Here is a 19976-nt window from a genome sequence, read left to right on the forward strand (position 1 = left end):
GAGGTCCGGCGGGGCCCGCTCGTGGGTGCCGGGCCGTCAGGCCGTGTGCAGCGTCAGCCCGTAACGGCTGAGGATCTCGTTGACCGGCTGGAACCAGGTCTCGCCTCCACTGGAGCAGTTGCCCCAGCCCCCGGAGGTGACGCCCTGGGCCTGGTCGCCGCTGATGAACGAGCCGCCCGAGTCGCCGCCTTGGGCGCAGACGCTCGTCTTCGTCATCTGGTGCACCGCGCCCTGGCTGTAGTTGACGGTCTCGTTCTTGGCCAGGACCCTGCCGCAGTGCCAGTGGGTCGTGGAGCCGGAGCGGCAGATCGAGGCGCCGACCGGCGCCTCCGCCGAGCCGCGCACCAGCTGGTCCGACACCGTGCCCCAGCCGAGCACCACCGGCACCGTCCACCAGCCGCTGCCCACGTTGACCCAGGCGTAGTCGTTGCCCGGGAACGAGGAGCCCTGGAAGTTGCCGATGTACGAGCCGTCCCAGCCTCTGACCTGCTGGCCGGCCCCGCCGCAGTGTCCGGCGGTGACGAAGCCGCCGTGCACCGAGAAGCCTATGGAGCAGCGGACGTTGCCGGTGTAGTACGGGTCGCCGCCGACGGTTCCGGCGGCGAAGGTCTCGGCCGGGGCCGGCACGGTCCGCACGGTGACGGGACCGGCCTCGCGGGCCTTGGCCACGAACGAGCGGACATCGTTGTCGGCGCGCCGGCCGTCCACGACGTTCACCACGACCGTGTTGGCGGTCGGGTCCACGGACCAGCTGCTGACGCCCGACGGCGCGTCGAGGCGGTCGATACGGGACTTGGCCGCGTCGAGCTGCTTCGCGCTGTGCTCGACGGTGCGGACGGCGGCGCCGGAGCCGCGCAGGGCGCGGACCGTCGAGGCGTCGGCGTCCTCGGTGACGGCGACGGTCAGCTTCTCGCTCCCGGCGTCGAACCAGGCCCCGCCGTAGGCGGATCCGGCCGTCCTGCGCGCCTCGGGCGCGAGGTCGGTGGCCTCGCGTTCGGCGGCCAGCCGGTCCTCCGCCTCGGCGCGGGTCAGGCCGAAGTCCCGCTGCATCGCGTCCAGCAGGGCGGTCGAGGCGGGCGCGGAGCCGGCGGTGGGGGACCCGGGGGCGTCCTGCGCCGAGGCCGGCAAGGTGCCCGCCGCGGTCCAGCTGCCGATCATGAGCAGGGCGGCCACGCCGGCATGGGTGAGTCTGGTGCGTCTCATGGAAGGTTGCCCTTCGTCGTTCCAGCAAGGTGGGGGTGGAACAACCGCAGTGTGAGAGCGCTCTCAACGTGAGGTGAGCAGAGCTTAGCGAGGCCTTGGTGTCAGGTCTATGCCAATGCACGCCTCATTTTGCCGGCACACCGTCAGGGCGGTGCCGGGTCCTCGCCGTTGTCCCGTCGTCGTCGCCCGTGTCCCCGGTCAGCGGGCGCCCTTCTCCGCCCGCTCGACCTCCCTCGCGGCTTCCTCCGCTTCCCGCTGGGCCCTGGCCACCGTGTCCGCGGCCGTCCGGTGCCGCTTCCCCGCCTCCCCCTGCTCCCGTTCCGCCCGTTCCAACTCCGCGCGGTCCTTCCGCAGTTGCTCCTCCAGTGCGGACACCCGCTCCTCGGCCTCCCGGCGGTGCCCGCGCGCCCGCCGGAGCGCGGCCTCGGCGTCCTCCCGCTCGGTGCGCCGGTCACGCAGCCGCTCCTCGGCCTCCCGGGCCGCCTTCCGCGCCTCGGCCAGCCGCCTCTGCCGTTCCGCGCGCCGCTCCGCCGGCTCGTCCTTCTTCCGCGCTGACTCCGACGGCGCACGCGCCGGCGTGCGGGACGCCTTGCGCGCCGGGCGCTCCGCGGTGGCCGCACCCGCGGGGAAGCCCGACGGAGGGGTGAGCGTGCTCTCCACCCGGCCCGTGGCCCACACGTCTGCCGCCTCCGGATCGGCGAGCACGGCGCGCAGCGTCGTCTCGACGTCCCGCTGGACCGCGCCGGACAACGGGTGCCCCGCCTCCCGGGCCAGCCCCGCCGCCTGCCGGGACAGCTCGGAGACGATACGCCGCCGCTGGGCCGACAGCTCCTTCAGCCCGCTCGGATCCAGGGTGGCGTGGGCCTCGCGCAGCGCCCGTCCCAGCTCCAGGAACCGCTCGGCCTCGTCCGGCCGGGAACGCCGGAGCAGATTCGCCGCCCAGGCCGCGAGGGTGGGGCGGCGGGCGGCGTGGATCCGGCGCGCGTCGTCGGCCCGCCGGGCCGTCCTGGCGGCCGCGGCCCGCTCTTCCCGCCGGGTGACGAACTCGGACGGCGGCAGCGCGTAGAGCTCGTCGAGGACCGCCTCCACATCGTCGTCCCCACCGTCCCGTACGTCCGTGCGCCGCATGATCCCCAGACTCCACCGAACCCGACGGCCGCGCACATCGGACGGGCGTCCCCGCGAGCCTGGGGAACGCAGGGCACCGCCACCCGGCACGCGCGCGCCGGTGACCGCGAACCGGGTGACCCGTGCGCCGTGTGACGCGGCGGCACGACGGCCCGGCGGACCGTCGCTCCGGCGTACCCGTGTTCCGGCGTTCCGGTGTTCCGGTATTCCATGGGGCCGTGTTCCCGGGCGGGTTCGGCGTCGGCCCCTCGGCCCGTCGGCCCGTGCCCCGGAGGGTGGCGTCCCACCGGACCGGGAGCCAGAGGGCGGGCGGCCCGACACGCGGTGCGCCAGGGCGTGGCGGCCCGGTCGGCCGTGGCCCGGGCCCGGTTGCCGGGTGGCCGGGTGGGTGGTGAGCCCGGGCCGGGGCCGGAGGGGACGGGAGCCCGGTGGCTCGGTGGGTCGTCGACCCGGCAGGGACTCAGCCGGACGCCGGATCGGGCAGCGGGACCGCCGGCACCCGGCCGGCCGCCCCGCGGCACCGCCCGCGGGTCACAGCCGTTCGCCCGCCACCGTGTCCTCGTCCGGGTTCCCTCCCGCGTCGCCCGAGCGGGCGCGGTGCAGCCGGAGCCGGTCGAGGCGGGAGATGACGGGGGTGGCGCTCACGCCGTGCAGGACCACGGACGCCAGCACCGTGAAGGTCACCACCGCCCACATCTGCCCGGCCGGGACGTCGAAGCCGGGGGAGCCGAGCGCGTACGCCAGATAGAACAGCGAGCCGATGCCGCGGATCCCGAAGAAGGCGATCACCAGGCGCTCCCGGGGACCGGCGGGCGTACCGAGCTGCGCGACCCATCCGGTCAGAGGCCGGACGACCAACAGCAGCAGCACCCCCACCAGCGCGCCCTGCCAGGTCAGCGGCCCCAGTCCGCCCTGGGCGACGAACGCGCCGAGCAGGAACAGCAGCGCGGCGGTCAGCAGACGCTCCACCTGCTCGACGAAGTCGTGCAGCACCGTGTGGAAGCCGTGCGCACGCTCCGCCGCACGGATCCGGCAGGCGGTGACGAACACCGCGAGGAAGCCGTAGCCGTGCAGCAGCTCCGTCACCCCGTAGGCGAGGAACGTGGCGCCGATGGCGACGAAGCCCTCCCGTTGCTCGGACAGCCGCATCGCCCGCCACCCCGCCCGGAAGAACAGCCAGCCGAGCAGTGCGCCGATCGCGAGTCCCGCGAACACACCCACCGCGCACTTGTACAGCACGTCGACCAGGACCCAGTGGGCGATTCCGCCGCCCGTCACCCGCCCGCCCGCGGCCGCGGCGAGCGCGACGGCGGCCATCACGAAGGGAAAGGCGAGCCCGTCGTTCAGCCCGGCCTCGCTGGTCAGCGCGAAGCGCACCTCGTCCTCGTCGTGCTCGGAGTCGGTGGGCGCGCCCACCCGCACCTCCGAGGCGAGCACCGGATCGGTCGGCGCGAGCACCGCCGCCAGCAGCAGCGCTGCGGCCGGCGCCCAGCCCAGTACGCCCCAGGCCAGGAAGCCCACCGCCGCGATGGTCAGCGGCATGGTGACACCCAGCTGCCGCCAGGTGGCCCGCCAGCTGCGGCGGCCGAAGGGCCGGTTCAGGGCGAGACCGGCACCCATGAGGGAGACGACCACACAGATCTCGGTGATGTGCTCCACCCACACCCGGTCCGACACGGGGTCGAGCTCGGGCATCGGCAACGGCAACAGTTCGAGGCCGACCCCGCAGACCAGGAAGACCAGGGGCAACGACAGCGGCATGCGGGCCACCAGGCGCGGCAGCACGGCCGCGCCGAGGGCACCGGCCCCGAGCAGGGTGAAGAGGAATTCAGGGGAAGTCACCGATCACATGTGCCCGGCTCCGGCCGACGGCACGCCGCCCATCCGGCCGAAAGCACACCCCCGGGCGTGAGGGACGGGGCTCCCGAGGAGCCCTGTGGCCGGTGCGGACCGAGTGCGCTCCGTGGCGACGCGGAGGCCTTGACGAAGGCTCCGTGGCGACGCGGAGGCCTTGACGAAGCGGGAAGGCCTCCGCGCTACGAGCGCTGACCCCGCCCGGTGTACGCCGACGTCAGTACACGGGGTTACTCCCGCCGCCGGATGTCCGTGCCGCCGGGGCCCGGCACCGTGGGTCTCGTGGAACTCAGCCGACCCGCACGCCGGGCCCACCTCGTCATCCATGTCGTCGCCTCGGCCGGCCGGCCCGGACCCACCGTCGGGCTGCTAGCGCTCGGCGTCACCGCGAACACCACCGGGGAGCCGGCCGCGGTGGAGGCGTCCGTCCGGGCCCTGAAGCTCTTCGCCGACCGGCTCCTGCTCCCGATCGCCTTCCTGGCGCTCGCCGGCGGCCTGGTCCTGTCCCTGGGCACGCCCTGGGGGCCGGCGAGGCACCGCTGGGTGCGGACGGGGTTCTGGCTGACCCTCGCCACGGTCACCGCCACGGTCCTCGCCCCGCGGGCGGGTGTGAACGCGGCCGCGGAAGCCGTGTCCGCCGGGCACGCCCTGCCCGACGGCGGCGACGTCCTCATGGGGCCGGTCGTCTCGCTGACCGCCCACGTCCTCATGACGGTGATCTCTGTCCTCAAGCCCTGGGGCCTCACCCGCCGCGGCCGGCGCCCGCGGGCGGCCGTCCGCGGGCCGGCTTCCGCCGGGCCCGCCCGCGTCTGAGCGCGGACGGGCGCGCCGTCACCTCACAGGGTGCGCTCCAGCCGGTCGGCCATCAGCTGCACGAAGCGTGCCGGGTCCTTCGGCCGGCCGCCCTCGGCCAGCACGGCCAGCGAGTACAGCAGTTCCGCGGTGTCGGTGAGGTCCGAGGGGTCCTCGCGATGCCCGTACGCCTCGTTCAGGCCCTTCACCAGGGCGTGGTCCGGGTTGAGTTCGAGGACGCGCCGGGTGCGCGGCACCTCCTGCCCCATGGCCCGGTACATGTTCTCCAGCGCCGGTGTCAGATCGTTCGCGTCGGCGACGAGGCAGGCCGGCGACACCGTCAGCCGCGTCGACAGACGCACCTCCTTGACGTCCTCCTCCAGCCGCTCCCGCATCCAGCCGAGCAGACCCGCGTACGCCTCGGCCTGCTGCTCCCGCTCGTCCTCGCTCCGGTCGTCCTCCCGGGCGCCGAGGTCGATCTCGCCCTTGGCGACGGACCGCAGCCGCTTGCCCTCGTACTCGCCCACGGCGTCGGCCCACACCTCGTCGACGGGGTCGGTGAGCAGCAGCACCTCGACGCCCCGCTCCCGGAACGCCTCCATGTGCGGGGAGTTGTCGATGCTCTCCCGGGACTCGCCGGTGATGTAGTAGATGTCGTCCTGCCCGTCCGGCATCCGCTCCACGTACTGCCGCAGCGTGACCGTCGCGTCGTCCCCCTTCGTGGTGGCGAACGACGTCACCGCGAGGAGGGCGTCACGGTTGTCGGGGTCGGTGACCAGCCCCTCCTTCAGCACGGCGCCGAACTCCCGCCAGAACGTGGCGTACCGCTCGGTGTCCTCGGTCATCATGGACTTGACGGAGGCCAGCACCTTCTTGGTGAGCCGGCGCTGCATCATCCGGATGTGCCGGTCCTGCTGGAGGATCTCGCGCGACACGTTCAGCGAGAGGTCCTGCGCGTCGACGACGCCCTTGACGAAGCGCAGGTACGACGGCAGCAGCGCCTCGCAGTCGTCCATGATGAAGACGCGCTTCACGTACAGCTGCAGCCCGTGCCTGAAGTTCTGGTTGAACAGGTCGTGCGGGGCGTGCGACGGGACGAACAGCAGGGCCTGGTACTCGAACGTGCCCTCGGCCTGCAGCTGGATGGTCTCCAGCGGTTCGCGCCAGTCGTGGCCGATGTGCTTGTAGAGCTCGTGGTACTCCTCCTCGGACACCTCCTCGCGTGAACGAGCCCACAGCGCCTTCATCGAGTTGAGCGTCTCGGGCCCGGCCGCCTCGCCGTCGTCGCCCGTCTCGCCGACCAGCCGGACCGGCCAGGTGATGAAGTCCGAGTAGCGCTTGACGATCTCCTTGATCTTCCACACCGAGGTGTAGTCGTGCAGCTGGTTGTCGGGGTCGGCCGGCTTGAGGTGCAGCGTGACCGAGGTGCCCTGCGGTGCGTCGTCGACCGCCTCCAGCGTGTACGTTCCCTCGCCCCGCGACGTCCAGCGGGTGCCCTGCCGCTCTCCCGCGCGCCGGGTGAGCAGGGTGACCTCGTCCGCGACCATGAAGCCCGAGTAGAAGCCGACGCCGAACTGGCCGATCAGGCCCTCCGCCCCGGCCGCGTCCTGCGCCTCCTGAAGCTCCCGCAGGAACTCGGCGGTGCCCGAGTTGGCGATCGTGCCGATGAGCTGCCCGACCTCGTCGTACGACATGCCGATGCCGTTGTCCCGCACGGTGAGCGTACGGGCGTCCCTGTCGATCTGGAGCTCGATGTGCAGGTCGGAGACGTCCGCGTCGAGCGTGTCGTCCCGCAGTGCGGCCAGACGCAGCTTGTCGAGCGCGTCGGAGGCGTTGGAGACGAGTTCACGCAGGAAGACGTCCTTGTTCGAGTAGACCGAGTGGATCATCAGCTGGAGCAGCTGACGGGCCTCTACCTGGAACTCAAACGTTTCGGTCGACATGGTTCGCGATTACCTCACTGGTCCATGAGTACGCCGGATACTGGCCCGCTCACTCTAGTAAAAAGGCGTCACTCCCCGGTGCCGCGCCCGGAGACGGTCCGGAGCCGGCTCCGGGCAGGGCCGCGTCCAGGAGGGGGCCGAGCTCCCGGGCCACCGTCGTCAGGGCGCGGACGCTCCGCTCGGCGCGGGCGATCAGGATCGCCCCTTCGAGGGAGCTGATCATCAGCGTCGCGAGCGGCGCGGACCGCTCGGCGGGAACGCCCATGTCCGCCAGGGCGCGGGCCACCGCACCGGTCCACCCGGTGAAGGCGGCGGACGCTGCCTCGCGCGTCGAATCGGCGGATCCGGCACGGTCCACCGTGGCGGCGGCGACCGGGCAGCCGCCGCCGAAGCCGTGGGTCTCGTACTCGTCGGTCCACTGGCGGACCATCAGGGCGAACAGTGCGCCGGGCGTGGGCTCGGGCAGCGCGGCGAGGAAGCGGGCCACGCGGTTGCCCGCGTACCGGCCCGCCCAGCCCACCGCCTCGTTGACGAGTTGCTCCTTGCCGCCCGGGAAGTAGTGCTGGAGCGACCCGCGCGGCGCTCGCGCGTGCGCGGCCACGTCGCGCATCCCCGTCGAGGACACCCCGTCGCGCCGGATCAGCTGGGCCGCGCTGAAGACCATCCGCTCCCGTGGCCCCCGTTCCGGCACCGCCATCCCCGGCCTCCCGCCCGCGTGTTCCCGACTCCCTCACCCTATGACGGCCGTCATGAGGGCCGCTACTATGACAGCGGTCATAGACGTCAGGGTGCCCCGGTGCGCCCGGAAACGGCGGTGCATCGTGGACGTGGGCTTCATCGGACTCGGAGTCATGGGCCGGCCCATGGCGCTCAACCTCGCCCGCGCCGGGACGCCGCTCGTCGTCTGGAACCGCACCCCCGGCCGGTGCGCACCGCTGCGGGAGGCCGGGGCCGAGGTGGCCGGCAGCGCCGCCGAGGTCTTCGACCGGACCGGCACCGTGCTCCTGATGCTGGCCGACGAGGCGGCCGTCGACGCGGTGCTGGGCAGAGGCACACCGGACTTCGCCGCCCGGGTCGCCGGGCACACCGTGGTCCACATGGGCACGACGTCACCGGAGTACTCGGCCGCCCTGGAGGACGCGGTCCGCCGCGCGGGCGGTGCCTACGCGGAGGTCCCGGTGTCCGGCTCCCGGGTCCCGGCGGAGCGGGGACACCTGGTCGCGATGCTGGCGGGCGACGACTCCGCCGTGGCGGCCGTCCGGCCCCTGCTCGCCCCGATGTGCAACGAGACGTTCGACTGCGGTCCGGTCCCCAGCGCCCTGCTGATGAAGCTCGCCGTGAACCTCTTCCTGATCACCCAGGTCACCGGGCTCACCGAGGCGTTCCACTTCGCCGCCCGGCACGGTCTCGACCGCCGCCGCTTCCTCGACGTCCTGGACGCCGGCCCGATGGCCAGCGCCGTCTCCCGCATGAAGGCGCCCAAGCTGCTCGACCGCGACTTCACGGTCCAGGCCGCGGCCACCGACGTACTGAAGAACAACCGCCTGATCGCGGAGGCCGCCCGCAAGGCCGGCGTGGCCTCCCCGCTCCTCGACGTCTGCCACACCCTCTTCGGCGAGACCGTGGCGGACGGCCACGGGGGCGAGGACATGGTGGCCGTGCTCCGTGCGCTGGAGGCCAGGACCGACGGCCCGCCCGCGCCGCCCCGGCGGGGGTGACCTCGGGTTCCGATTGCCCTCACCGCATCCGGGGCACCCGGGGGAGTGCCGAACGGCGGCCGGAGCCCTCGGGGCCCCGGCGGGACGGCACAGGACGAGGGCAAGGGGACCAACGGTGACGGTGCGTATCGGAGCAGAGGAAGAGTTCCACGTCGTGGACGTGGAGAGCGGCCGGCTCGTGCCGCGTGCCGACACACTGCTCGGCAGGCTCGGCGGAGACGGCTTCAGCCGTGAGCTGCAGCAGTCGGCGGTGGAGAGCAACAGTCAGGTGCACGACACCCTGGACGACCTCTTCGCGGACCTGTCCGGCACCCGGCGCCGGCTGGACGCGGCCGCCTCGTCCTTCGGCCTGGCCGTCGTGGCCGCGGGCACCGTTCCGCTGGCCCGCCTCACCCCCCGCGACGTCACCGCCGACGCCCGGTTCCTGCGCATGTCCGACGACTACCGCCGGGTGGCCGACGAGCAGCTCATCTGCAGCGCCCAGGTGCACGTCGACGTACCCGACCGGGACACCGCGGTGCGCGCCATGTGCCTGGTGTCGCCCTGGCTGCCGCCGCTGCTGGCCCTGTCGGCCAGCTCGCCGTTCTGGCTCGGATCCGACACCGGATACGCCAGCTGGCGCACGATGCTGTGGCAGCGGTGGCCGACCGCGGGTCCCGCCGGCTGCTACGGGAGCGCCGCCGACTACGACGCAGCCATGGCGGAGCTGATCGGTTCGGGCGTCATCAGTGACACCGGGATGCTGTACCACGACGTACGGCCGTCGGCCCACCAGAGCACACTGGAGATGCGGATCTGCGACGCCTGCCCGCGCGCCGAGACCGTGGTGCTGGTCGCCGGGCTGTTCCGCGCGCTGGTGCGGGACGCCCGCGAACGGCTGGAGCGGGGCTCAGGGACCGGGTGCGACGGCCACCACGAGTGGCTGCGCGCCGCCACATGGCGCGCAGCGCGTTCGGGCCTCGAGGGCCGCCTCGTCGATCCCGGGACCCGCCGGGGGGCTCCGGCCCCCGTGGTGCTGCGCGGGATGCTGCACCGGCTGCGGCCGGCGCTGGAGGCGTCCGGTGACTTCGCCACCGTGCGCACGCTCCTCGAGGAGGCCCTCGCCACGGGCAGCGCGGCGCACCGGCTGCGGCGGGCCGCTCGCGACGAGGACCTGCTCGCCGGCATCGACATGCTGGTCGCCGAGACCCGCGGCGACCGCCTCGCACCCGACGCCTCCCGCCGTCACCGGCGTTCGCCCGGCCCGAGCGGCGCGGGCCCGGCCCGGGCCCACGTGCACTCGGCCACGACCCCGGGCACGCCCGGCTGATCCGGACGGGCCACCGGCCGTCCGGCCCCTCACGCGCATCCGAAACCACCCCTGACCAAGGAGAGTCGCACCGCCATGTCCAGGAGTACGCATGCCTCCCCGCGCCCGCCCCAGGAACCGGACCCGGACCTGGCTCCCAGGGAAGGGAGGGACCGCTGATGTGCGGCCTCGGCGGAGAGGTACGGTTCGACGGCGGCCGGCCCGACATCGCGGCGGTGGAGCGCATGACCGACCGGCTGGCCCCGCGCGGACCCGACGGACGCGGCCTGTGGTCCCAGGGGCCGGTGGCCCTGGGACACCGCCGGCTGAAGATCATCGACCTGTCGGACAGCGGTGCCCAGCCGATGGCCGACCCCGGTGCCCGCCTCACCGGCGTCTTCAACGGCTGCATCTACAACTACCGCGAACTGCGGGACGAGCTGCACGGCCTCGGCCACCGCTTCTTCTCGCAGTCCGACACCGAGGTGGTCCTCAAGGCGTACCAGCAGTGGGGCACCGACTGCGTCGAGCGCTTCCGCGGCATGTTCGCCTTCGTCATCGTCGAGCAGGACACCGGGCGCGTGGTCCTGGCCCGCGACCGGCTCGGCATCAAGCCGCTCTACCTCTCCGCCACGTCCGAACGCCTGAGGTTCGCCTCCTCCCTGCCCGCGCTGCTCGCGGGCGGAGGCGTCGACAGCTCCCTGGACCCCGTCGCGCTGCACCAGTACCTCAGCTGGCACGCCACCGTCGCCGCGCCGCGCACCGTCCTCACCGGCGTACGCAAGCTGCCCCCGGCCACGGTGCGGGTCGTCCGGCCCGACGGCAGCCACGACGACCACGTCTACTGGAACCCCGTCCACACCCGCCGCCCCGAGTACGACGGGCTCGGCGCCGACGACTGGACCGACGCCGTCCTGGAAACCCTGCGCACCGCCGTGCGCCGCCGCATGGTCGCCGACGTGCCGGTCGGGGTGCTGCTCTCGGGCGGCCTGGACTCCAGCCTGATCGTCGCGCTGCTGGCCGGCGAGGGCCAGGAGGACCTCGCGACCTTCAGCGTCGGCTTCGAGTCCGAGGGGGACGAGGAGGGCGACGAGTTCCACTACTCCGACCTCGTGGCCCGCCACTTCGACACCCGCCACCACCAGCTGATGGTGCCCTCCGACCGGGTCGCCGGCGCCCTCGACGGAGCGGTCCTCGCCATGAGCGAGCCCATGATGAGCCATGACGTGGTGGCCTTCCACCTGCTGTCGGAGCAGGTGGCCAAGGAAGTGAAGGTCGTGCAGAGCGGTCAGGGCGCCGACGAGGTGTTCGCTGGGTACGGCTGGTACCCGCGGATGGCGGACGTGCCCCGCCCGCGCGCCGCCGAGGCGTACATCGACACCTACTTCGACCGCTCGCACGCCGACCTCGCGGACATGCTCCACCCCGACCTGCTGCCCGACCGGGACACCTCCGCCGAGTTCGTCCACGCGCACATGGCGGCCGAGGGGGCCCAGACGGCACTCGACGCCCAGCTCCGCCTCGACACGCTCGTGATGATGGTCGACGACCCGGTCAAGCGGGTCGACAACATGACGATGGACTGGGGCCTGGAGGCCCGCGTGCCGTTCCTCGACCACGAACTGGTCGAACTGGCCGCCGCCTGCCCGCCCGGGCTGAAGCTCGCCGACGGCGGCAAGGGCGTCCTCAAGGCCGCCGCCCGCCGGGTGCTGCCGCGCGAGGTCGTCGACCGGCCCAAGGGCTACTTCCCCGTTCCGGCGATCAAGCACATGGCCGGGCCCGTCCTCCAGCGGGTCCGGGAGGCCCTCACCGCCCCCGAGGCCCGGGCCCGCGGCGTCTTCCGCGAGGAGTACGTCACCGGACTGCTCGCCGCACCCAACGCGCACCGCACCAGGCGAGGGGCGAACACCCTGTGGCAGGTGGCGTTGCTGGAGACATGGCTGCAGACGCACGGGATCCGCTGACGGCCATGGAGACGCGCACCGACGCCTCCACGCGGGCGCTTCCCGCACCGGAGCCGCTCCCGCTCGCCGACACCTCCACGCCGTACGACCTTCCGCCGCCGGCCGTCCACGGCTGCTGGTACCCCTCGGTGGACCCCGGCGGCCGGTACGTCGCCTTCATCTGCGACCGGGCCGGGGTGCCACAGCTGTGGACCGGCCCGGTGGACGGCGAGGAGGTGCGCCTGCTCGACGCCGACCCCCATCCGGTGACGGAGGTCTCCTGGTCCCCGGACGGACGCTGGATCGCCTACACCACCGCTCCGGAGGGCGGCGAACTCACCCGCGTGCTGTGCGTACGTCCCGACGGCACGGGGCGGCACCTGCTGGCCGGCGGGGAGCCCGGCACCTCCGCACGCCTCGGCTGCTGGCAGCACGACGGGTCGGCGGTCGCGGTGACCGTCACCGATTCCGCCCCGTCCGGGCAACCGCTTCCCGCGCACCCGGGCCCGGCGGGCGTCTCCCACCCCGCCCGCCGGGCGGGCCGCGACGGCCGCGCCGTGCTGCTGGAGCCCGGCCGGCCACGACCCGGGCCCGCCGGGGGCGCCGGGAGCGGCCGGACGGTGTCCGCGGAGGAACCGGAGGCGAGGGCCCTCTCCGCGTATCTCGTCGACCCCGAGGGCGTGGCCGCGCCCGTGCTGCTGGCGAGCGAACGCGGCGCGGCCAACCAGCGCGTGTGCGACCTCAGCAGGGACGGCAGGTTCGCCCTGGTCTACCGGGGCCCCCGAGGCCGCCGCGAGGCTCTCGTCGTCCGCACCGGCGACCGGGTGGTGACCAGCACGCTGCCGGTCGCCGACGGCGACCCGTGGGTCGGCGGCTTCTCACCGGACGCCGGCACGCTGTGGCTGCGCAGCGACGGCGGCCGGGAGCATGCCGCCCTCGTCGCCGCGCACCTCGATCCGCGCGGACACCTGCTCGGCACCACGGTGGCCGCCGAGCGCCCCGACTGCGGCCTGGAACTGCTCGCCCTGGGACGGGACGGGCGGCGCGCGGTGCTCGCGTGGAACGTGCGCGGAGTCAGCGAGCTGGAGACGACCGTGCTGACCGCGGCCTCGCCGCCCGGCGGCGGACCGGCCGGTGTCCCGTCGCCACGACCCGCACCGGCCGGTGCCGCACGCACCGTCGAACTGCCCCACGAGGTGGTCACCCGCATCGCGCCCACCGCCGACCCCGACGCACCCGTCGTCGCGCTGTCCGGATCCCGGCGCCATCCGGGAGTGTGGTGGCTGCCGCACGGACTGCCCCTGCGCACGCCGTGGTCCTCGCGCGACGAGGACGCCTTCCCGGCAGGCCGCACGCCCGTACGGCCGATGCCCATGAGCCCCGTGGCCCGTGACGGACTCACCCTCGGCGGCTGGTACTACCGGGCCCCGGGCCGCTCGCCCGGCGAACCGGCACCGTGCGTCCTGCACCTGCACGGCGGACCGGAGGAGCAGGAGCGCCCGGTGCTCGAACCGCTCTACCTCGAACTGCTCGGCAGGGGACTGGACGTGTTCGCGCCCGACGTCCGCGGATCGTCCGGCCACGGCCGCTCCTTCGTCGACGCCGACCTGGGCACGGGCCGCTTCGACGCGATCAACGACGTCGCGGACTGCGCGGCGCACGTCATGGTGCGGGGCCTGGCCGACCCCCGGCGGATGGCCGTGATGGGCCGCTCCTACGGCGGCTACCTGGTGATGGCGTCGCTGGTGTGGCACCCGGACCTGTTCCGCACCGGGGTGGCGGTCTGCGGCATGTCGGACTTCGCCACCTTCTTCGCCGGGACCGAACCCTGGATCGCGCAGTCCGCCGCCCACAAGTACGGGCACCCGGAACACGACCGGGACCTGCTGCGCTCGCTGTCGCCGATGAGCCGCGTCGACGCCCTGCGGGCGCCGGTCCTCGCCGTCCACGGCGAGCACGACACCAACGTGCCCCCGGGCGAGTCCGAACAGTTCGTCCGCGCCGCCAGGGAACGCGGGCTGGAGGCCGAGCTCCTCCTGCTGCGCCACGAGGGCCACGACTTCCGGCGCGCCGACAACCGCCGCCTGTTCCGCCGGACCGCCGCCGACTGGATGGAGCGGCACCTGGCGGACTGAGATGTCGGAGGTACCTGTCACACTTCAGTGGCGTGCGGGGGAGCGATGCGGGTAGTCGCGCGGTGTGATCGGTGAGTGAAGGCGGACCGGATGGAACCAGTTCCTGTCGACGGAGGGGAAGCGGTGCCAGGCGCACCCAGGCTGCGGGCTTCGTACGCCCTGGACGGCGACGGTGCCTGGATCGCGCAGGCGCGCCATCTCGCGGCCGCGTTCCTGACCCGGGCGCGGACGGAGGACGGCCTGCCGGTGTCGACCCGCGCGGTCGAAGTCACCCAGCTCGTCGTCAGCGAGCTGGTCACGAACGCCCGCAAGTACGCGCCGGGCCCCGTGGGGCTGGACCTGCGGCTCGGCGACGACGTTGTCGAGGTGGTCGTCCACGACGGCAACCCCGCGGCGCCGGTGCCCCGGGACGCCGATCCCGGGCGGGTGGGGCAGCACGGACTCGAGATCGTGATGGCCGTGGCCCAGGCCCTGCACGTGCGGCAGGAGCCGGCCGGCAAGAGCATCACGGCCCGCATCTCCCTCTCCGCCTGATCACCGCCCCCGGGGGAGCGCCGGCCCACCGGCGGTGCCTCACTGGTGTCCCTCCCCGGGCGTCCCGCATGCGCGTCCGCCCTCAGCCGTAACGCTCGAGAAGGGCCTGGACGTACCCCTCCAGCCTGTCGGTCAGGACTCCCGGTGTGAGATCGGTGCGCCCCAGCTCCCGCCAGGGGACGGCCAGCTTCTCCGCGTCGGGCGCGTAGGCCAGGGCGTCGAGCAGCCGCCAGTAGAGGTGAGCGCCGGGGTCCCCGGCCGTGCTCCCGCCCGCCGCGGTGTAACGGTCGGCGAAACTCATCCCCGCGGCGACGCCGTGCAGCAGGGCGAGGGCCGTCGCGCAGTGCGCCACGTCGAGGTCGGCCGGCCCCCAGGAGGTCTCCACCCAGTCGACGACCCCGCTGATCCGCGGCCCGGTGGTGCCGCCGTCCCCGCCGCCGGTGAAGAGCACGTTGCCGGGGTGGAAGTCCCGGTGCAGGAAGCACGCCCGGTGGTCCGGCGGCTCCCGGCGGATGACGTCGACGGCGCGCCGCCACAGCTCCGGCCGCCCGGTTCCCGCGGGCGGGCCGACCCGCTCGGCGCACGTCCACGCCTGGTAGGCCCGGGGCCGGTTCCGCGCGGTGACCTCCACCCGGTGGATGCGCACCAGCTGCCGGGCGAGCAGGCCGGCCCGCTCCCCGGCGCCCTCGTCGTCCAGCCGTACGGTGCCGGGCAGCAGGGACATCAGCAGGGAGGGGTGGTCGCAGTGCCGCGCCGTCGCGTCCACGGCGACCAGCGCGGCGGTGGGTACGTCCGTCTCCCCGAGCAGGGACAGCACGGCCGCCTCACGGTTCAGCAGTCCCTCCGCGTGCCGCACGAAGAACGGCTCGACGAACGACCGCAGCACCAGTGCGCGCCGCCCCCCGGGGCCGCGCACGTCCAGCCGGCGCACCTGAGACGTCCAGCCTCCACGCAGCCGCACCACCCCCTCGATGCGCTCGCCCGCCGACAGCTCCTTCTCCACCCAGGCCCGCGTGTTTGTCAGCATCCGGGCAGACTAGCCAGCCCGCTGTCCGCGAGGGCCGGCCCGACCGGAACAATGGGGTGCGCGACGGGGTTCTCAGTGGGGAACGTCGCAGGACACCTGGGAGAAGGGCGGCACGAGATGACGAGGACCGAGGAGAGGGCGCTGCTCGCGGGCGGCTGCTTCTGGGGCATGCAGGAGCTGATCCGCACGTTCCCGGGCGTGCTGACCACGCGGGTCGGGTACAGCGGCGGTGACGTGCCCGACGCGACCTACCGCAACCACGGCACCCACGCCGAGTCGATCGAGATCACCTACGACCCGGCCGTCACCGACTACCGCACGATCCTGGAGTACTTCTTCCAGATCCACGACCCGAGCACGAAGAACCGGCAGGGCAACGACATCGGGACGAGCTACCGCTCCGCCATCTTCTACTTCGACGACGAGCAGAAGCGGGTCGCCGAGGACACGATCGCCGATGTCGACGCGTCGGGGCTGTGGCCGGGCAAGGTGGTGACCGAGGTGGCGCCGGCCGGGCCCTTCTGGGAGGCCGAGCCGGAGCACCAGGACTACCTGCGGCGCTACCCGGACGGCTACACCTGCCACTTCGTGCGCCCCGGCTGGCGTCTGCCGAAGCGCACGGAGTCCTGACAGGGATCATGACACAGGGGGTCCCGGGTGCCGGCCGTCCCGTGAGGGGCGGCCGGCCCGGTTTCACCCGAACTGGCCGGGCCGGTAGTCGCCGGCCGGCTGCTGGTTGATGACGTTGATGCGGTTGTAGGCGTTGATGACGGCGATCAGCGAGATCAGTGCGACGAGCTGCTCCTCGTCGTAGTGCTTGGCCGCTTCGGCCCACGCCTCGTCGCCGACGCCGCCGGCCGCGTCGGCGATCCGGGTGCCCTGCTCCGTCAGTTCCAGCGCGGCGCGCTCCGCCTCGGTGAAGACCGTGGCCTCGCGCCAGGCGGCGACCAGGTTGAGGCGGACCGGGGTCTCCCCGGCGGCAGTGGCGTCCTTGGTGTGCATGTCGGTGCAGAAGCCGCAGCCGTTGATCTGGCTGGCACGGATCTTCACCAGTTCCTGGGTGGCGTGCGGCAGCCCGGACTCCGTCACCGCCCTGCCCGCCGAGTTGATGTGCCGCAGCACCTTGGCGGCGAGGGGGTTGCCGAAGAAGTCGACACGCGCGTTCATGATGTTCTCCTTGGTCAGCTTCGCGGTTACGCACCACTGACGGACCGGCCGCCCCCTGTGTGACCGCAACACGGGTGTGACCTACGTCTCTTGGTCGCGTGGTGCTCCGCCGCACGTCGTCCGCGGGACGCCGTCCGGCCGATAACCTGGCCGGGTGGACGGGGAGCGGAGCGTCGGTGAGTGAGCGTCGGGAACGCGACTGGACGGACATGACGCCCGGGGATTTCGACTCCGAGGCCCCGCTGTGCCTCAACGTGGGCACGGGCCCCGTCGTGGTGCCGGCCGAGCCGGACGAGTACGGCACCGAGCCGCTGTTCGGTGAGGACACCCCGCCGCGCGCCCCCGGGCCGCGCCGCCCTCCGCGCCGGACCGCCTCCGCCGAGCAGGGGGAGTTGTTCTGAAACCGGCGCGCGCCGCGACCCTCCTCTGAACGGGTGAGCCCGCGACCGCGGCGGCGCTCCGTGCCGCATCCTCATGCCTTGACTCCCGAGCCGTGGGTACGCGGGCTGAGCGGTCGGATCCGGCGGGGGGGACAGGGAGGACATGCGGAGCGCGGGTGCCTCGGGGCGGGACGTTCACCCCATCGGGCCGCGCTCGCTGCGAGGGCGTTTCCGCCGTGAGACGTTGGCGGTGCCCGGTGCCCTTTCACCCCCTTTGTGCCATCGGGGCGGCCGCAGTCGGCAACTGAACGTACGGCCACCCCGTCCGTGGCCGGTCTGAAGCGGAGGAGTGTCACCCCATGAGCGAGGCCAACCCCGTCAAGCGGGCAGCGAAGAAGATCACCGAAAGCCTGCAGGGCGACGCCTCGGCCCCGGCCGACGGCATCCCCGGCCGGCCGGGCCCCCAGCCGCCCACCGTGGCCGAGCCGGCCGAGCCCCGTGAACCGCTGCCGCCGAAGCCGGACCAGAGCGGCCCGGACACCGTGTCGCCCACCGGGCAGCCGACCGGGGCCGATCAGGCGAGGGTGGCCCAGTCCGGGAGCTACCTGACCAACGCGCAGGGAACACGGCTGTACGACACCGACCACTCCCTCAAGGCGGGTCCGCGTGGCCCCGTACTGCTCCAGGACCACCACCTGCGCGAGAAGATCATGCACTTCGACCACGAGCGCATCCCGGAGCGCGTGGTCCACGCCCGCGGCGCGGGCGCGCACGGGGTCTTCCGGAGCTACGGCACGGCGTCCTCCGTGACCAAGGCGGGGTTCCTCGCCCCGGACGTCGAAACGCCGGTGTTCGTGCGGTTCTCCACGGTGGTCGGCTCGCGCGGGTCCGCCGACACCGTGCGTGACACCCGCGGCTTCGCGACGAAGTTCTACACCAGCGAGGGCGTCTTCGACCTGGTCGGCAACAACATCCCGGTGTTCTTCATCCAGGACGCCATCAAGTTCCCCGATGTCGTGCACGCCGCCAAGCCGCATCCCGACAGGGAGATCCCGCAGGCGCAGAGCGCCCACGACACGTTCTGGGACTTCGTGTCCCTGCACACGGAGGCGACCCACCACACCCTCTTCTTCATGGGCGACCGCGGCATCCCGCGCTCCTACCGGATGATGGAGGGATTCGGCGTCCACACCTTCCGCCTCGTGAACGCCGAGGGCGGCACGACCCTGGTGAAGTTCCACTGGAAGCCCAAGCTGGGCGTGCACTCCCTGGTGTGGGACGAGGCGCAGCTCATCAACGGCAACGACCCGGACTTCCACCGCCGGGACCTCGCCGACGCCATCGAGTCGGGCGCCTACCCGCAGTGGGAACTGGGCATCCAGACCTTCCCCGACACCCCGGACCAGACCTTCGAGGGCATCGACCTGCTGGACCCGACGAACATCGTCCCCGAAGAACTCGCGCCGGTGCAGCCGATCGGGCTGATGACCCTCGACCGGAACCCGTCCAACTTCTTCGCCGAGACCGAGCAGGTGGCCTTCCACGTCGGTCACCTCGTGCCCGGCATCGACGTCACCGACGACCCCCTGCTCGCGGGACGGCTGTTCTCGTACCTGGACACCCAGATCACCCGCCTCGGCGGCCCCAACTTCCCGCAGCTGCCCATCAACCGCCCCCACGCGCCGGTCAACGACATGCTCCGCGACGGCATGCACCAGACCGCCGTGCACCGGGGCGTGGCGCCCTACCGGCCCAACTCCCTCGACGGCGGCTGCCCGTTCACCGCGGGCGCGGACATGAGCGCGTACATCGAGACACCGGTGCGCGTTCCGGAGGGGTCGAAGGTGCGCGAGGCCCCGGAGTCCTTCGCGGATCACTTCAGCCAGCCCCGCCGCTTCTGGCTGAGCATGAGCCCGGTGGAGCGGGAGCACATCATCGGCGCCTACACCTTCGAGCTGGGCAAGTGCTACGAAGAGGCCATCAGGGTGCGGACCCTCCAGGTCCTGGCCAACATCGACCCCGAGCTGTGCGCCGGCGTCGCCGAAGGGCTCGGACTGCCCGCTCCGGAGCCGACCGTGCCGCTCGCCGACGTCGAGCCCAGTCCGGCGCTCTCCCAGATCGGGGGGACCTGGCCGGTGGACGGCCGCGTCATCGGCATCCTCACCGCCCCGGACGGTGACCTGGACGGGGTGCACGCGGTACGCGACGCGGTGCTGGAGGCGGGAATGGTTCCCCTCGTCGTCGCACCGACCGGCGGCACCCTCGGCTCGGGCGCGGGCGCGCTGACGGTACAGCGCAGTTATGTCACCGCGCGCTCGGTCGAGTTCGACGCCGTACTGCTGGCGGGTCCGCCGGCCGTGGGCGGCGACGGGCCCGGCGTGCGCGACGGCAGGGGCGCCCCGGCGGCCCCGGTGCCGGCGGACCCGCGGGTCGGCCAGCTGCTGGCGGAGGCGTTCCGGCACGGCAAGGCGATCGGCGCGTGGGCGGGCGGTGAGACGGCCCTCGCGGCGGCCGGTGTCCCCGCCGACGCCCCCGGCGTCGTCGTCGCCGACTCCGGCTCCGCCGTCCTCGAACGGGTCCGCGAGCTCCTGGGCTCGCACCGGGTCTGGGAACGGTTCACCACCCGGCCCTGACACCCGCCACCGGAACCACGACCACCCGGACGGCCGCCGGCGCACCCGGTGGCCGTCCGGACGCCAGCCGACCCGGGATGTCCCTCCGGCGGCCGGTCCGCGCCCGGCCCACCGGTCGCCCGCGCTGCTCGCACCGGGCTTCTCGCGGGCCGGTGGGGGACCGGGTGGGGAGGCCGCCGGTCCGGTCGGGTCGGGGGACTCGTGCCGCTGGTGCCCGTACTGGTGCGCGCC

General features: G+C 73.5%; 16 protein-coding genes. 9 read left to right on the forward strand and 7 right to left on the reverse strand.

The window, feature by feature from the left end; genetic code table 11:
- Window positions 1-36 precede the first annotated feature (36 nt).
- The 3 genes from F1615_RS28805 to F1615_RS28815 form a co-directional block, all read right to left on the reverse strand.
- Entirely contained in the window at window positions 37-1203 is a 1167-nt protein-coding gene (locus F1615_RS28805) for a S1 family peptidase (protein WP_149551982.1), read from the reverse strand.
- A 198-nt stretch (window positions 1204-1401) separates the two neighbouring features.
- Complete coding sequence (locus F1615_RS28810; RefSeq protein WP_149551983.1) at window positions 1402-2331, reverse strand: hypothetical protein; 930 nt, start codon at window positions 2329-2331, stop codon at window positions 1402-1404.
- A 531-nt stretch (window positions 2332-2862) separates the two neighbouring features.
- Window positions 2863-4173 carry a cation:proton antiporter gene (locus tag F1615_RS28815; protein ID WP_149551984.1) on the reverse strand — a complete coding sequence of 437 codons (1311 nt, stop codon included), beginning with the start codon at window positions 4171-4173 and terminating at the stop codon, window positions 2863-2865.
- Window positions 4174-4467: 294 nt separating this feature from the next.
- On the opposite strand from F1615_RS28815, the gene F1615_RS28820 reads away from it, so the two are divergent.
- Window positions 4468-4998, forward strand: coding sequence for a DUF2269 domain-containing protein (locus F1615_RS28820; RefSeq protein ID WP_244328888.1), 531 nt, complete (start codon window positions 4468-4470; stop codon window positions 4996-4998).
- Window positions 4999-5021: 23 nt separating this feature from the next.
- Here the strand turns inward: F1615_RS28820 and htpG are convergent, their stop codons facing one another.
- A complete protein-coding gene (htpG, locus tag F1615_RS28825; RefSeq protein WP_149551986.1) occupies window positions 5022-6920 on the reverse strand; it encodes a molecular chaperone HtpG in 1899 nt (632 codons plus the stop codon).
- A gap of 49 nt (window positions 6921-6969) precedes the next feature.
- A complete protein-coding gene (locus F1615_RS28830; protein ID WP_149551987.1) occupies window positions 6970-7617 on the reverse strand; it encodes a TetR/AcrR family transcriptional regulator in 648 nt (215 codons plus the stop codon).
- Window positions 7618-7741: 124 nt separating this feature from the next.
- Between F1615_RS28830 and F1615_RS28835 the strand changes: the two genes are divergently transcribed.
- The 5 genes from F1615_RS28835 to F1615_RS28855 all read left to right on the forward strand — a co-directional run bounded on the left by F1615_RS28835 (window position 7742) and on the right by F1615_RS28855 (window position 14538).
- Window positions 7742-8638: an NAD(P)-dependent oxidoreductase gene (locus F1615_RS28835; protein WP_149552064.1), complete on the forward strand. Its 897-nt coding sequence runs from the start codon at window positions 7742-7744 to the stop codon at window positions 8636-8638.
- 115 nt (window positions 8639-8753) lie between these two features.
- Complete coding sequence (locus F1615_RS28840) at window positions 8754-9947, forward strand: carboxylate-amine ligase (RefSeq protein WP_149551988.1); 1194 nt, start codon at window positions 8754-8756, stop codon at window positions 9945-9947.
- Window positions 9948-10105: 158 nt separating this feature from the next.
- A complete protein-coding gene (locus tag F1615_RS28845; RefSeq protein WP_149551989.1) occupies window positions 10106-11890 on the forward strand; it encodes an N-acetylglutaminylglutamine amidotransferase in 1785 nt (594 codons plus the stop codon).
- The gene (locus F1615_RS28850) at window positions 11863-14004 is read left to right on the forward strand and encodes a prolyl oligopeptidase family serine peptidase (protein WP_149551990.1); all 2142 of its coding nucleotides are present in this window, start codon (window positions 11863-11865) and stop codon (window positions 14002-14004) included. Before F1615_RS28845 ends, F1615_RS28850 begins: the two co-directional genes overlap by 28 nt.
- A gap of 90 nt (window positions 14005-14094) precedes the next feature.
- Window positions 14095-14538, forward strand: coding sequence for an ATP-binding protein (locus tag F1615_RS28855; RefSeq protein WP_149551991.1), 444 nt, complete (start codon window positions 14095-14097; stop codon window positions 14536-14538).
- Window positions 14539-14620: 82 nt separating this feature from the next.
- Here F1615_RS28855 and F1615_RS28860 read toward each other — a convergent pair whose 3' ends face one another.
- Window positions 14621-15565 carry a phosphotransferase family protein gene (locus F1615_RS28860; RefSeq protein WP_149551992.1) on the reverse strand — a complete coding sequence of 315 codons (945 nt, stop codon included), beginning with the start codon at window positions 15563-15565 and terminating at the stop codon, window positions 14621-14623.
- 117 nt (window positions 15566-15682) lie between these two features.
- Here F1615_RS28860 and msrA point away from each other — a divergent pair, with 117 nt between their 5' ends.
- A complete protein-coding gene (gene msrA / locus F1615_RS28865) occupies window positions 15683-16195 on the forward strand; it encodes a peptide-methionine (S)-S-oxide reductase MsrA (RefSeq protein WP_149551993.1) in 513 nt (170 codons plus the stop codon).
- 63 nt (window positions 16196-16258) lie between these two features.
- On the opposite strand, the gene F1615_RS28870 is transcribed toward msrA, so the two are convergent.
- Window positions 16259-16732, reverse strand: a complete 474-nt coding sequence (locus tag F1615_RS28870; protein WP_149551994.1) for a carboxymuconolactone decarboxylase family protein — start codon at window positions 16730-16732, stop codon at window positions 16259-16261.
- A gap of 176 nt (window positions 16733-16908) precedes the next feature.
- On the opposite strand from F1615_RS28870, the gene F1615_RS28875 reads away from it, so the two are divergent.
- Together F1615_RS28875 and F1615_RS28880 are read left to right on the forward strand one after the other, a co-directional pair.
- Window positions 16909-17133 (forward strand): hypothetical protein, encoded by a 225-nt coding sequence (locus tag F1615_RS28875; protein WP_149551995.1) that lies wholly within the window; start codon window positions 16909-16911, stop codon window positions 17131-17133.
- 338 nt (window positions 17134-17471) lie between these two features.
- On the forward strand, window positions 17472-19745 hold the full coding sequence (locus F1615_RS28880; RefSeq protein WP_149551996.1) for a catalase: 2274 nt from the start codon (window positions 17472-17474) through the stop codon (window positions 19743-19745).
- The last annotated feature ends 231 nt before the right edge of the window (window positions 19746-19976 follow it).

It is taken from the genome of Streptomyces marokkonensis, from assembly GCF_008312835.1.
Taxonomy (GTDB): Bacteria; Actinomycetota; Actinomycetes; order Streptomycetales; family Streptomycetaceae; genus Streptomyces; species Streptomyces marokkonensis_A.